Below are 13,302 nucleotides of genomic sequence, written 5' to 3'. Positions count from 1 at the left end.
ATGCCAACCGCGCCCAATGGCTGTTTGAAGATCATCAGGCACAGTGGTGCGTTATTGGTGCTTCGTCCGTTAGAAAGTAGTCTGGTAACGCTGAGATAATTTGGGGAGGCATGGGTGGATTCGTACCCTGCGATGGAAGCCCATGGCTTGATCGGTGATCTGCAGACCGCGGCGCTGGTCGCGAAGGACGGGACGCTGGACTGGTTCTGTGCCCCTCGGTTCGACTCGCCTAGCGTGTTCGGCGGCCTGCTCGATCGGCACAAGGGCGGGTACTTCCAGGTGTCGCCAGAGGGCGTCGACTACGTCAGTAAGCAGTTGTACCTGCCCGGCACGCCGATCCTGATCACCCGCTTCCTGAGCGCGGACGGCGTGGGTGAGCTGGTGGATTTCATGCCCGTCGCGGGGGATCAGCCCACCGACCGCCACCGCCTGGTGCGGATGCTGCGGGTTGTCCGAGGTGTCATGCGGTTCCGGGTCGACTGCCAACCCCGCTTCAACTACGGGCGAGACCCGCACCAACTCGACGCGTACCCCGCCGGTCACGTTTTCCGCAGCTCTGCGCTCTCCCTCGCCGTGAGCCTCGTTCGATACCCCGAAACCCAGCCCGGCGAGCAGGGAGTCCAGCGCAAGGACGATGGCATATGGGCCATCGCCACGCTGCGCGAGGGCGAGGCCGGGGGTGCCGTTCTGGAAACAGGAGTGTCGCCTGACCTGCCACGCTTCTACACGCCGGGCGAGGTGCAGGAGTTGCTGGAGCAAACCCGCGACTTCTGGCGGCGTTGGCTGGGCCGTTCCCGTTACACCGGTCGTTGGCGGGAGATGGTCGAGCGGTCGGCGATGACGCTCAAGCTCATGACGTACGCGCCGACCGGCGCGCTCATCGCCGCCCCCACCGCCGGGCTGCCCGAGCAGGTCGGCGGCCAACGCAACTGGGACTACCGCTACACCTGGATCCGCGACGCGTCAATCTCCGTACACACCCTGCTCAAGCTGGGCTTCACCGAGGAGGCGTGGCAGTACATCCACTGGGTCGACGAACGGGTCCGGGAGGCCAGGGACCGGGAGGTGCCGCTGCAGATCATGTACCGCATCGACGGCTCACCCGATCTCTCCGAGGAGGTGCTCGACCACTTCGAGGGTTACCGCGGATCAGCGCCCGTGCGGATCGGCAATGCCGCCGCGAACCAGCTGCAACTCGACATCTACGGCGAGCTACTCAATGGCCTCCACGAAGCCGCCAGCCTTGGTCTGCAGACCTCTCACCAGTTGTGGCTGAACACCGTGCGACTGGTCGACTGGGTCTGCGAGCACTGGGACGAGCCCGAAGACGGGATCTGGGAAACCCGGGGCGGCCGCCAGGACTTCACCTACGGGCGGCTGATGTCCTGGGTCGCCCTCGACCGGGCTGTCCGCCTCGCGCACCGAAGCGGACGACCGGCCGACACCGCCCGGTGGGTGCAAAACCGAAACCAGATCTACCACCAGATCATGGCCCGCGGCTTCCACCCCGGACGCGGTGCCTTCGTGCAGCACTACGCGACCGACGTCCTGGACGCGTCGCTGCTCGCCATGCCCGGCGTCGGACTGGTCTCATCAATGGATCCGATGTGGCAGTCCACGCTGCGGGCGATGGACGCGGATCTCGTGTCCGACAGCCTGGTCTACCGATACGACCCGACCGCCTCGCCCGACGGCCTTCCCGGCCAGGAGAACACCTTCACCATGTGCACCTTCTGGTACGTCCGGGCCCTCGCCGAGTCCGGACGGCTCGACGACGCCACGCTGACCTTCGAAAAGATGCTCACCTACAGCAGTCCTCTCGGCCTCTACTCTGAGGAGATCGCACCCACCGGTGAGCAGACCGGCAACTTCCCGCAGGCGTTCAGCCACCTCTCGTTGATTGGCACGGCGGTGAGCCTCGACCACCTGCTCGACGCCCGCCGCCCCTGAGGAGTCGCGCGGTGCGCCCTGGGGATCTGGTGAAGCGCCACGGCTGGGCGGAGCCAGTCCGTACCATCGACAGCGACCATCGGGCACCGATCCGTCGCATGACGTGAGGCCCCGGCGCTGGTCGCCCCGCGGATCTCACCGCCGCTGCCCGCGGCTTCGGTCTCGCGACGGAGAGGAGCAGGCGGATGAACACCTCGTTCGAGACCCTGCGTACCGAGCTGACCGGCGGCGTCCTGACGGTGACGCTGGACGCGCCGCCGATCAACATGATCGGCCCGGAGTTCGTGCGGGACCTGGTCACTCTGCTTGACCGCCTGACCAGAGCCACAGAGGTACGGGTAGTCGTCTTCGACACCGCCGACCCGGACTTTTTCATCTCCCACGTCGATCTGACCAAGGTCGCCGAGTACACGGCCGAGGCGGCCAAGGCGGGCGGGGGTCCACAGGACGCCTTTCTCGGGATGGTGCTGCGCAAGCTGAGCGAGGTGCCGGTCGTCACGATCGCGAAACTGCGCGGACGGGCTCGGGGAGCGGGCAGCGAGTTCGTGCTCGCCTGCGACATGTGCTTCGCGGCACGGGAGAACGCGCTGCTCGGCCAGCCCGAGTGCGGTTTCGGCGTGGCACCCGGAGCTGGTGGCGTACAACATCTAGCGCGCCGGCTCGGCCGAGGACGGGCCCTCGAGATGATCCTCGGCGCGCAGGACGCGGACGCCGACCTCGCGGAGCGGTATGGGTGGATCAACCGGGCGCTGCCGGACGCCGAGCTCGATGAGTTCGTGGCCACGCTGGCCCGGCGGATCGCGTCCTTTCCCCCGGCGGCGATTCAGGCCACGAAGCGGGCGATCAACGAGCTGACACTGCCACCGGCCGAGGCCGTACGCGCCGACGGCCGCCGGTTCCAGGAGTTGGTCGCCGCCCCGGAGGTGCAGGACCGGTCGAAGGAGTTGTTCGGCCGGGGCTTTCAGACCCGGGGGTCGCTGGAGCTTGATCTCGGCACACGGGTCGCTGATCTGCCGGCCGCCGGGTAAGCGCCGCCGCTGGATGGTGCGCAGCGGTTGGGCGGGACCGTGACGTCATCCAGGCATGGAGGCGGGAAAAGCAGGTAAGTACCCGCTGGGCCCGCCCAGATGCCAGTCAAAAGACTGAATCGGCGGTCATCGGGTCGCCCTACTGTCAACGTCGCGCCGGACGGCGTCGCTCAGCAACAGGAGGAACACAGTGAGTGCAGACTCGACGACGAAGAACGTCGTCCTCGTACACGGCGGCTTCGTGGATGGGTCCGGCTGGCAGGCCGTTTACGACGAGCTCACCAACGACGGCTACAACGTCAGCATTGTGCAGAACCCGACCACCTCGCTTGCGGGCGACGTGGCTGCCACCAACTGGACCCTCGATGAGCAGGACGGGCCTGTCATCCTCGTCGGCCACTCCTTCGGCGGCGTCGTCATCAGCGAGGCGGGAAACCACCCCAAGGTTGCTGCGTTGGTCTACATCGCGGCATTCGCCCCGGACAAGGGGGAATCCGTCAACACTCTGATCGCCAACCCGCCGCCCGGCGCCCCCGTGCCGCCGATCCTGCCTCCCAGGGACGGTCTCCTGATGCTCGACCGGGAGAAATTCGCCGACTCGTTCGCTGGCGACCTCCCCGCGCAGCAGGCCGCCTTCATGGCTGCCTCGCAGGTGCCGTGGGGCGCGGACGCGCTGGCCGGTCAGGTGACCGAACCCGCCTGGCGCGGCAAGCCGAGCTGGTACCTGGTCGCCACCGAGGACAGGATGATCCCGCCACCCGCGCAGCGGGCAATGAGCGAGCGTACCGGCTCCACGGTGGTGGAGGTCGCCGGAAGTCACGCGATCTACGTGTCCCAGCCCGGTGCGGTGGCATCGTTGATCAAGGACGCGGCCAGCGGATTGAACAGCGCTGCATAGTCCGCCACGCGCTTATGGCGGCCCGATCCCGAAGGGTCCGCCACCCGGCATCGCCCGACTGGGCTATTATCGCGCCATGGCGATGATGGACGACGGGTGTGTGACTGCGGCAGTCGCGGGCGGGATGAGCCCTGCGGTAGCGCTGTTCCGGTCCCTGGCCGATGAGACGCGGCTGCGGATCGTGCGGCGGCTGGCCGCCGGGGAGGCCCGGGTCGTGGACCTGACCGGCGAGCTGGGCCTCGCCCAGTCCACTGTGTCCAAGCATCTCGCCTGCCTGCGTGACTGCGGCCTGGTCGACTACCGCGCCGAGGGCCGGCAGTCGTTCTACGCCCTCACGAGGCCTGAGCTGATGGACCTCCTGCAAGCCACCGAAGGCGTGCTCGCCGCGACCGGCTCCGCCGTTGCGCTCTGCCCCACCTACGGCACCGACACCCCTGCGGTGACGAGGTGAGTGTCCCGCTCCGCACGGCACCAAGCCCACCGCGGCGCGCTCAGCTCAATCGGCGCAGCCTGCACCTGGCCTACGCCACAGCCGGCTACAACCTGCTCGAAGGCGTCATCGCCGTCGCCGCTGGCGCGGCGGCGTCCTCGACGGCGCTGTTCGGCTTCGGCCTCGACTCCTTCGTCGAGGTCTCCAGCGCCTTGGTCGTCATCTGGCAGTTCCGCTCCCGCGTCCCCGAAAACCGCGAGCGCCTGGCGTTGCGACTCATCGCCGTGTCGTTCTTCGCTCTGGCCGCCTGGGTCACCGTCGACGCCGCCCGCAGCCTGCTCGGCAGCGAGCGGGCCGAGACGTCGCCGATCGGGATCGGCATCGCCGCCGTCTCCGTCGGTGTCATGCCGCTGCTGGTCTGGGCCAAGCGGCGCACCGGGCGCGAGCTCGGCTCGGCCACCGTCGTCGCCGACTCCATGCAGACCATGCTCTGCACGTACCTGTCCGCGATCGTGCTCGTCGGGCTGCTGGCCAACGCCGCCCTCGGCTGGTGGTGGGCCGATCCCATCGCGGCGCTGGTCATCGCCGCCGTCGCCGTCCGCGAAGGCGTCGAGGCGTGGCGCGGCGAGCAGTGCGACGACTGCGCCCTGCCCGCCGTTGGCGGCGAGACCGACGGCGCGGCGAGCTGCGGCTGCGGCCCTGGCTGCACTGATGCCTGCTGCGCCAACCAAGACCGCAGCCTCCGGTAGCCGCGGCGGTTCCGGACCGGCGAACTACAGTTCTCGACTCATGGGAGTTTGCTCTCAGGACGCTTTAGCGCCCTCGCCTCTGACGAATCACGACAAGCGCGAGTCATACGACTTTCGGGCGGCCACCAGCTCGGACCTGTTTTCTCTGGTCCAGGACCGCGCAGCTTCGATAAGAGTCAGCAGGCTCCGACCAAGCGGCGTCAGTGCGTATTCAACGCGCGGCGGGTTTTCATCGTAAGACGTACGGGTGACGGTGCCATTCCGTTCCATGGCCCGCAGTGTCTCGGTCAGAACCTTCGGCGTGACCGTCCGCAACGGCACCCGGAGTTCACTGAACCGACGCGGCCCATGCTCCAGGCACAGCACCACCATCGCAGTCCATTTGTCACCGATCTGGAACGGCAGCACACTCGACGGGCACGCTGGATCGAACATGTCCGCGTCAAGCTTCAACGTCACCGCTCGAACCTACCCCAGTACCGTTGCAGTAACCGGCCCCCAGCCGACTAGCGTCGCGCCATGACCAGCATCGCGATCTTCGGAGCCGGCGGCCGGGCGGGTCGCGCCGTAGCCGCCGAGGCGCACCGCCGCGGACATCACGTCACCTCGATTGTCCGGAACCCCAACAAACACCCCGACATCACCTCCGCGGTACGCGGTGACGTCACCAACCCGCAGTCAGTCTCCGCGATCGTGCACGGCCACGACGCCGTGGTCCACGCGGTCAGCCCCGCATCCGGACCAGAGGCGCTCGCCACCCTCGACCTCGATCCGGGCTTCTTCGTCAAGGCCGCTGACGCTCTCCTCTACGGACTGTCCCAAGCCGGCGTACCCCGACTGATCGTGATCGGCCTGTTCGCCAACCTCAAGGACGCGGAAGGTCGGCTCCTGCTCGACGATCCCGCCGTACTACCCGGCGAGTTCCGACCCTTCGCCCTTGCCCACACGGCCGGTCTGGACAGACTCCAGGCAGCAGACACGATGGTCGACTGGCTCATGCTCACCCCACCCGCCGCATTGCACATGGACGCCCCACACACCGGCCGCTACCAGGTCGGCGGGGAGCGCGTCCCGGACCGGGAGGTCGCACATCTCTCGTACGCCGACTTGGCCGTAGCGACAATCGACGAGATCGAGGCGCCCCGCCACCATCGCACTCGCGTGTCCATTTTCAGTGACATCCGGCAGTCAGCCCACCGCGACGAATGACCGTCTTACTCACACCTCGGAATCTCTGGAGAAACGGTGTATTGACTCACCAGGCCATGGTCACAGGCCGAACAGGTGCCGTGGCGCCTGATCGCGACTTGCCTGACGAGGTGCCGGTAACGCCGCCGCTGCCACATCTGGTGAACGAACGACATCGAACGTGACGCCGCCCGCCGCCAGGCTGATCGCCAGCGCCGCCAGGGACCGCGGCGCCTGCTGAGCCTGCCCGACCACCCGGCGGCGGGCGCGCCTACTGGACGGCGCTGGAGTTCGGTGGACCCTGCTCAGCGTTGCTTCGGGCCGGAAGCCACGAACAGCCTTCTCGGTCGGTGGCCCGTCAAGGCAGGATCTCGATGTACCCGTCGGTTCCGTGCACGCGAATCCGCTGCCCATCCCGGATCAGCTTCGTCGCATGCTCCACACCGACGACGGCGGGCAAGCCGTACTCCCGGGCGACGACCGCGCCGTGGGTCATGAGGCCGCCCACCTCCGTCACCAACCCCTCAATCCCGACGAACAGGGGTGACCAGCTCGGGTCGGTGTGGGCGGTGACCAGGATGTCGCCTGGTTCGAGATCGGCCTCGGCCATGTCCAGGATGACGCGGGCTCGGCCCTCGGCGATCCCGCCGGAAACCGGGAGGCCGACCAGCGCCCCGGTCGGCACGTCGTCGCGTCGGTACGCCCCGGTGATGCCCTCACCTTCCGACGTGAGCACCCGGGGCGGTGTGAGCGCTTGATACGACCTGAACGCGTCCTTCCGGCGGTGGATGAGCTGATCGTCGGCCTGGTTCGTGCGCACGACGTCGTGAAGCTCCTGGAACGTGAGGTAGAAGATGTCTTCCTTCTCGCGAAGCACGTCGGCCTGTACGAGGCGCTCGGCCTCTTCCAACAGGGCCTGCTTGTAGACGTAGTAGCGGCTGACAATGGCGTACTTCGGGTACTCCCGGTAGCCGATGAAGGTCCGGACTCGGTCGATCATCCGCTTGGTCTCTTCGGCCTTCCGCTCCCCGTCCGGCAGGGCCCGCAAGTGCTCCAGGACGTCCTGTTCCTTCTTCTGCGCCTCCTGTCGCCCTTGCTCGAAGCGTCGCTTGCGAGCGCCCGGCTCGAAGTTCCTGATGTTGTCGAGGATGACGGGCATGAGCGTGGTGGGGCGTTCGCTCCAGCGTGGCCTCGTGATGTCGATCTCGCCGGCGCAGCGCATGCCGTACCGGTCGAGGTAGGCCTCGATGGCGTCGCGCGCTTCCTGGCCGCCAGGGAGCTTGGCCAGCTCGTCCAGGAAGCCCTCGTCCTCGACCTCCTGCAGGAAGGCCACCACCTCCGGGTAGGGGCGGATGACGTCAGCGACGTCCAGGAGCTCCAGTCCCATCTCCGACGTGACGTTGCCGGGGGCGGACAGCGTGAGGGTGTCGGCCGCGTTCTTCTCGCCCAGCCACTCCTGCAGCTGGTCGTTGAGCCACCAGGTGGACTCCATCCCCGCCATGATCGCCTGCATGCTCAATGGATCACCGAGGACTCGCTTGTGCTCCTGGAAGGCCTCCAGCAGGAAGTCGAACAGTGCCGGTCCGGTCTTCGTCCGGATGTCGCGCCGCAGGGCGGCGATGGATGCCTGGCTGCGCTCGATCAGCTCGGTGACGATGGCCGGATCGGTCTCGATGGGGGCGGGCGAGCCGCCAGCGGGCGGCCCTGCTGGACCCCGATCGGGGAGCGTCGGAACGAAGTCGCCGCGGTCGAGGACTGTTTCCAGCGCGTCCCTGATCAGCGGATCGCCCCTCCCCACCACCTCCAGCAGGCCGGCGCGGCTCGCGGGCGAGGCCAGGGCCCGGGTGGCGTCGACGAACAGCCTCCCGCCGGCGCCGTGCATCGGCGCCATGGCCGTCAGCTGCCACATGGAGAGCCCCAGGGGTTTCATGGGGTCGGTCATCATCTGCTGATGACCGACGGAGACGTAGACGTGGTTCTCTCCGTCGCCGGTCTCGGGAACGGGGAACAGCGTGGTGATTGGCCGGCTCTGGACGAGCTGGAAGTCATCGTCGACCAGGCACCATTCGATGTCCTGCGGGTGGTCGAAGTGTGCTTCGATCCGCCGCCCGAGCTGCACGAGCCGTACGACCTGTGCATCCGTCAGCGCCGGCTGCTCCTGCTGCTCCGAGCTGATCGCCTGTTCCTGCGTCCCGCCGGTCGGCAGGGCGTGGATGGCAAGCCGCTTGGTGGCGATCGCCTTGTCGATGATCTCACCGTCGCGGACCTTGTAGGCGTCCGCGTTCACCAGCCCGGAGACCAGGGCCTCGCCGAGGCCGAAGCTGGCCTCCACGGTGGCGACCTTCCGGTTGCCCGTGACGGGGTCGGCCGTGAAGAGGACGCCGGCAACCTGCGGGAAGACCATCTGCTGCACGACAACGGCCATGTGGACCGAGCGGTGGTCGATGCCGTTCCGCTGACGGTAGGTCACCGCCCGCTCGGTGAAGAGCGAGGCCCAGCACCGGCTGACGTGCTGGAGGATCGCCGCCGACCCCACGACGTTCAGGTACGTGTCCTGCTGGCCGGCGAAGGAGGCCGTCGGCAAGTCCTCCGCCGTCGCGCTGGATCGGACGGCGTAGGCAGTTCGCTCACCGAGCTGGGTGAGGGCCCGGGTGATTGCCGCCGCCACATCGTCGGGGAGGACGATCCCTTCGATGGTCCGACGGATCTCCGCGCTGAGCGTGCGGATCGCCTCCCGGTCGCCCGGGTTCAGGCGCGACAATTGGTCGAGCCGATCGTCGATCGACGACCGTTCGGCCATGATCCGCCGGAAGGCGTCCGTCGTCACGCAAAAGCCGGCTGGCACGCGGATGCCCTCGATCCGCGACAACGCCCCCAGGTGCGCGCCCTTGCCGCCAACGATCGCGACCTGCGCCTCGTCGACCTCTTGGAGACCCAACAGGTACTGCTCGATCATCGCGATACCTCCGAGGCAGCCGTCGTCCGCTGCACTCGACTGACCCCCAATGCCACCAGTGGCTCGACGTCACCGCGCCCCCCGTAGGTCGACAACAACACACGCACGTCGTGCCCCATTTCTTCGTCCGTTCCTGGCTCCGGCCGACGATTCTGCGGCAAGACCCGGGTCTTGCGGCAAGCCCCCCGGTGCGATATACGTTAAAGTGGGATCGCTTCCCTTTGTTGTTAGCCGCTGCAGACGGAAACCGTTCTCGCGAAGCGTTGGCGTGGTGAGCTAGCCAACTCCGCGAGGCCGTCGCTGCTCCCCCCGCAGGCGGTGCCCAAGGAGGATCGTCATGGCGGTGACCCCGCAGATCTTGTTCATTCAGGGTGGCGGCGCCGACGTGCACGACGAATGGGACAACGAGCTGTTCGACAGCTTGAGGCGGGAGCTCGGGGACGGGTACGAGGTTCGCTACCCGCGCATGCCCGACGAGGGCGACCCGAGCTTCGCCAAGTGGAGCGCGGCCATCCGGCGGGAGATCGCGGCCCTGGACGACGGGGCGGTCGTCGCCGGCCATTCAGTGGGCGGGACGATCCTCATCAACGCGCTCGCCGAGCGGCCACCGGAGCGGGAGCTCAAGGCGATCGTGCTGATCGCCGCTCCGTTCGTCGGTGCGGGTGGCTGGCCCGGCGACGAGTTCGAGCCGCCGCACAACCTCGGCGCGCGGCTGCCGCAAGGCGTGCCGGTGCATGTGTTCCATGGACTCCAGGACGAAACTGCTCCACCGTCGCATGCCGACCTCTACACCCGCGTCATCCCGCAGGCACAGCTGCACCTGCTGCCCAGGCGCGATCACCAACTGGACAGTGACCTGAGCGAGGTGGCGAGGGTGATCAAGCTTGACGACCTCCGACCCGTCGCCCCGGAATAGCGAAGAGTCCAGAGGCCGATAAGCGGGCTTCGGTGCGACCTGCCTGGGCGTAAGGTGCGGTCGGTGATCGGGGATGCCTGGTTGGATCGGTGTTCGTCGCCGTCGCCGTTGCTGCGTGGTCTGGCGAGGAACCCGGCAGCACCGAGCAGCGTGCTGCTCCGACTGGTGGAGACATGGCCGGAGCAGGTGTGCGAGGGGCTACGCCGCCGCCGCGAGCTGCCACCGCCGGTGCGGGATGCGATGCTGCGCCATCCCTCGCCCAGGATCCGCGGAGCGCTGGCCGCCCACCCGGGAGTCGACCCTCTGGTGCGTGCCAAGCTGCTGGCTGACCCGGCGTGGCGGGTGAGAGTACGCGCGTTTGGCCGACCCGGACAGGAGCCGCTGCCCGACGACGTGCTGGTCAGTTTGTTGACCGAGCTCGACGGCCGACCCTCCGACATGCCGTTCACGCGGGAGGAGTTGATCGGCGAGTTGCTCGACGCAATGGGGTATGACCGGCGTCTGTTCCGGCTGGCCGCCGCGCACCCCCGGCCGGGTGTGCGCCGGTTCGCGGCCGGTTCCCTGTACTGGCTGGACGAGCGGTCGCGCCAGGCGTTGCTGGACGATGAGGCGCCCGAGGTGCGGGCGGCGGCCGTGGCATCCGTCGCGCACCGGCAGCAGGTGATGGAGCCTGCGGATCTGCCGGATCAGCACTGTCACACGTTCTGGTACGTGCTGCAGCGTCCCCTCTCCCGAGCGCTGGTCGATCACGTGCTCGCCAGCGGCGACACGGCTGCGCTGCGAGTGATGGGTGAGAACCCGACGGTGCCGCCGGACGTGGTCGAGACGCTGCTATGCCACCCTGACCCGTCGGTGCGGCAGGGAGTCACCGGTCGCGTCGACCTGACCGGCGACCAACTCGTCAGGCTCGCCAATGATCCGGTGGTCGAGGTCCGCACTGCGGTCTCCACCCATCCTGGCCTCACCGAGCTACAGCGGGCCGACATCGACATCGACGTGACCACTGTGCGGGACGACGGACACTTCGGCTCCGCGGACGTCCGCTGCCGTTCGATCCCGTATCCCGACGATGCCTCGCCGCAGCTCACTGAGGCGCTGTGCTGGGCCCGTTCGGTTAATCCGCTGCTGCGCCGCCGAGCGGCCCGCAACGCCGAGTTGCCGGTGGAAACGGTCACCATCCTCGCCGACGACTCTGACCTGGGCGTACGGGTCCTGCTCGCCCAGCACCACCCGGCCGCGCCGCCAGCGCTGCTGCTGCGCTGCTTCCTGGAGTACCACTGCTGCGGCCGCGACCGCCTCAGCGAGCTACCGCAGTTTCCCACCGAAGGACTGGCCCGCTTCGCCGACGACCCCGACCCGGCAGTACGGCGGCTCGTTGCCCTCGACCCGCACGCCAATCCCGAACTCGTCGACCGGCTCAGCACCGACCCGGACGCCACCGTGCGGCAGGCGATGGCAACCAGCCCTCGCCTCTCGGCACCGCGGATCGCCGCACTCCTCAATGATCCTGAACTGGCCGAGGCCGCCGCGGCCAACCCGGCCCTGACAGTCGAACAAATGCTGCACATCCTGGACGGGACCACCGCGAGCTAACACCAGACGACCGAGATGTCGGCTAGCCCGGCGTCGAACACACACGCGCGGCGTCCTTCAGTCGCCGGATAACCCAGCGAAGTGGATTTGCTCGGGACGTCCGTCGACGTAACTGACGATGTAGATGCCGTGCCATCGTTCGCGTACCGAGTATGGGGCGTCGCTCTTCATCCACTCCATGACCTGGTCCGGCGCGGGCGTCAGGGTCCCGAAGAACCCTTGCATCTGCTCGTCGGTCAACGGAGAGACGGTGAACAGCGCCGGCTCGGCCGACACGCCGTTGGCCATATCGATGATGGAGTGCGTCCCGGAGTCAGGCTGCGCTGCGAACAACGTGTCCGGGTCAATCGGCTTGGGTCGCTGCTGGGCGGCGCGCCACTCGTCGAGGAGGAACTCGTTGATCCCGCTCTCGTTGTCCGCGGGATTGAGCGTGGCACGAAACTCGTCTGCGGTCAGGGCAAGGAGTGGGTTCGGCTCCTCGCTGTAGTAGGCACCTCGGGCGTACACGTCCTGGCGCAACTGTTCAAGCGCGGCGGCGACGTCCGGCTGGTAGGTGACGCTGTATGACCATCCTGATGCGCCCACGTTCTCCCCAGTTGACCTTGCCGCACGCTTGGCCTGCACATCGTGCCCAATAGGGATGGTGGCGTCGATGAGTCGGGTGGCGAGGTGTCGGATGTGTGCGATCAGTTCGGGTGGTTCGTGGATCTGGAAGGGAAAGCCGGACAGCGCGACGTAGATGGCGATTTCGTCGAGGGAGTTGGATCCGGTGTGCAGTTGGCAGGTGTGCGGGTCGATGGCTTCGATGACGCCGACAGTGGGTGGGAACCGTTCGGCGGCCGTCTCGGCTGGCGCGTACAGGGTGATCAGGGCCTGGTAACGGTATGGGGCGGTGGATACGCCGTGGGTGAGGTAGCCGGCGAGGTCGACGTCGGGCGCTTGTCGCGGGGTGAATCGCGGGCCTGTCGGGATGCGGGGACGGATCCGGTCGACGCGGTACGTGCGCCAGTCGCGCCGGTCGGTGTCCCAGCCGATCAGGTACCAGCGTCGGCCGGTGTGGACCAGTCGGTGCGGTTCGATGTTGCGTACCGAGCTCGTGCCGTCGTGGCGTTGGTAGTCGAAGCGGAGCCGGTGGTGCTCGCGGCAGGCGGCGGCGACGGCGGTGAGTACGGCTGGGTCCACGGTCGGTCCGCTGGCCGGGACCGTGACGGTGACCGAGTGCAGCAGGTTGACGCGGTGTCGTACGCGCGAGGGCAGGACCTGTTCGAGTTTGGCGAGTGCGCGCAGTGAGCTGTCCTCGATACCGGTCACCGTGCCGCTTGCGGCGGTGTGCAGCCCGATGGCGACGGCGACGGCCTCGTCGTCGTCGAGCAGCAGCGGCGGAAGCTTCGTCCCGGCGCCGAGCCGGTAGCCGGCCGCGCCAGCGATGGCGTGCACTGGATAGCCCAGATCACGCAGTTTCTGGATGTCACGCCGCACGGTCCGTACGTCGACCTCCAGGCGCTGCGCAAGGTCTGCGCCGGTCCAGTCGCGCGGGGTTTGCAGCAGTCCGAGAAGCCGCAGCAGTCGCGCGGAGGTTTCCAACATGCTCAGA

10 protein-coding genes and 1 pseudogene are annotated in these 13,302 nt (G+C 67.9%); 8 read left to right on the top strand and 3 right to left on the bottom strand.

Annotated elements, in window-relative coordinates; translation table 11 throughout:
* Positions 1-114: 114 nt before the first annotated feature.
* From ACFY29_RS03930 to ACFY29_RS03910, 5 genes are all read left to right on the top strand, one after another.
* A complete protein-coding gene (locus ACFY29_RS03930; RefSeq protein WP_386983207.1) occupies positions 115-1,950 on the top strand; it encodes a glycoside hydrolase family 15 protein in 1,836 nt (611 codons plus the stop codon).
* 185 nt (positions 1,951-2,135) lie between these two features.
* Positions 2,136-2,978: an enoyl-CoA hydratase/isomerase family protein gene (locus ACFY29_RS03925; protein WP_328418143.1), complete on the top strand. Its 843-nt coding sequence runs from the start codon at positions 2,136-2,138 to the stop codon at positions 2,976-2,978.
* Between the two features lie 190 nt (positions 2,979-3,168).
* Entirely contained in the window at positions 3,169-3,876 is a 708-nt protein-coding gene (locus ACFY29_RS03920; RefSeq protein ID WP_386983205.1) for an alpha/beta hydrolase, read from the top strand.
* A gap of 76 nt (positions 3,877-3,952) precedes the next feature.
* Complete coding sequence (locus tag ACFY29_RS03915; RefSeq protein ID WP_386983203.1) at positions 3,953-4,327, top strand: ArsR/SmtB family transcription factor; 375 nt, start codon at positions 3,953-3,955, stop codon at positions 4,325-4,327.
* A complete protein-coding gene (locus ACFY29_RS03910; RefSeq protein ID WP_386983201.1) occupies positions 4,324-5,055 on the top strand; it encodes a cation diffusion facilitator family transporter in 732 nt (243 codons plus the stop codon). Before ACFY29_RS03915 ends, ACFY29_RS03910 begins: the two co-directional genes overlap by 4 nt.
* An 87-nt stretch (positions 5,056-5,142) precedes the next feature.
* Here the strand turns inward: ACFY29_RS03910 and ACFY29_RS03905 are convergent, their stop codons facing one another.
* Complete coding sequence (locus ACFY29_RS03905; RefSeq protein WP_386983199.1) at positions 5,143-5,514, bottom strand: winged helix-turn-helix transcriptional regulator; 372 nt, start codon at positions 5,512-5,514, stop codon at positions 5,143-5,145.
* Between the two features lie 60 nt (positions 5,515-5,574).
* On the opposite strand from ACFY29_RS03905, the gene ACFY29_RS03900 reads away from it, so the two are divergent.
* On the top strand, positions 5,575-6,264 hold the full coding sequence (locus ACFY29_RS03900) for an NAD(P)-dependent oxidoreductase (protein ID WP_386983198.1): 690 nt from the start codon (positions 5,575-5,577) through the stop codon (positions 6,262-6,264).
* 337 nt (positions 6,265-6,601) lie between these two features.
* On the opposite strand, the gene rph is transcribed toward ACFY29_RS03900, so the two are convergent.
* A complete protein-coding gene (gene rph / locus ACFY29_RS03895; RefSeq protein ID WP_386983196.1) occupies positions 6,602-9,199 on the bottom strand; it encodes a rifamycin-inactivating phosphotransferase in 2,598 nt (865 codons plus the stop codon).
* Positions 9,200-9,536: 337 nt separating this feature from the next.
* Between rph and ACFY29_RS03890 the strand changes: the two genes are divergently transcribed.
* Positions 9,537-10,115 (top strand): alpha/beta fold hydrolase, encoded by a 579-nt coding sequence (locus ACFY29_RS03890; protein WP_386983194.1) that lies wholly within the window; start codon positions 9,537-9,539, stop codon positions 10,113-10,115.
* 63 nt (positions 10,116-10,178) lie between these two features.
* Positions 10,179-11,708 carry a hypothetical protein gene (locus ACFY29_RS03885; protein ID WP_386983193.1) on the top strand — a complete coding sequence of 510 codons (1,530 nt, stop codon included), beginning with the start codon at positions 10,179-10,181 and terminating at the stop codon, positions 11,706-11,708.
* 645 nt (positions 11,709-12,353) lie between these two features.
* On the opposite strand, the pseudogene ACFY29_RS03880 reads toward ACFY29_RS03885, so the two are convergent.
* Positions 12,354-13,295: pseudogene (locus ACFY29_RS03880) on the bottom strand (helix-turn-helix transcriptional regulator); the annotation flags it as partial.
* Positions 13,296-13,302 lie beyond the last annotated feature (7 nt).

This window comes from Micromonospora sp. NPDC000668, assembly GCF_042897975.1.
GTDB lineage: Bacteria > Actinomycetota > Actinomycetes > Mycobacteriales > Micromonosporaceae > Micromonospora.
This window is presented reverse-complemented; position numbering and strand designations above follow the sequence as displayed.

Bases quoted from the DNA above. Each gene is read 5' to 3' on its own strand.
- ACFY29_RS03925 (WP_328418143.1), top strand. From the start codon at position 2,136: ATGAACACCTCGTTCGAGACCCTGCGTACCGAGCTGACCGGCGGCGTC.
- ACFY29_RS03915 (WP_386983203.1), top strand. From the start codon at position 3,953: ATGGCGATGATGGACGACGGGTGTGTGACTGCGGCAGTCGCGGGCGGG.
- ACFY29_RS03900 (WP_386983198.1), top strand. From the start codon at position 5,575: ATGACCAGCATCGCGATCTTCGGAGCCGGCGGCCGGGCGGGTCGCGCC.
- rph (WP_386983196.1), bottom strand. From the start codon at position 9,199: ATGATCGAGCAGTACCTGTTGGGTCTCCAAGAGGTCGACGAGGCGCAG.
- ACFY29_RS03890 (WP_386983194.1), top strand. From the start codon at position 9,537: ATGGCGGTGACCCCGCAGATCTTGTTCATTCAGGGTGGCGGCGCCGAC.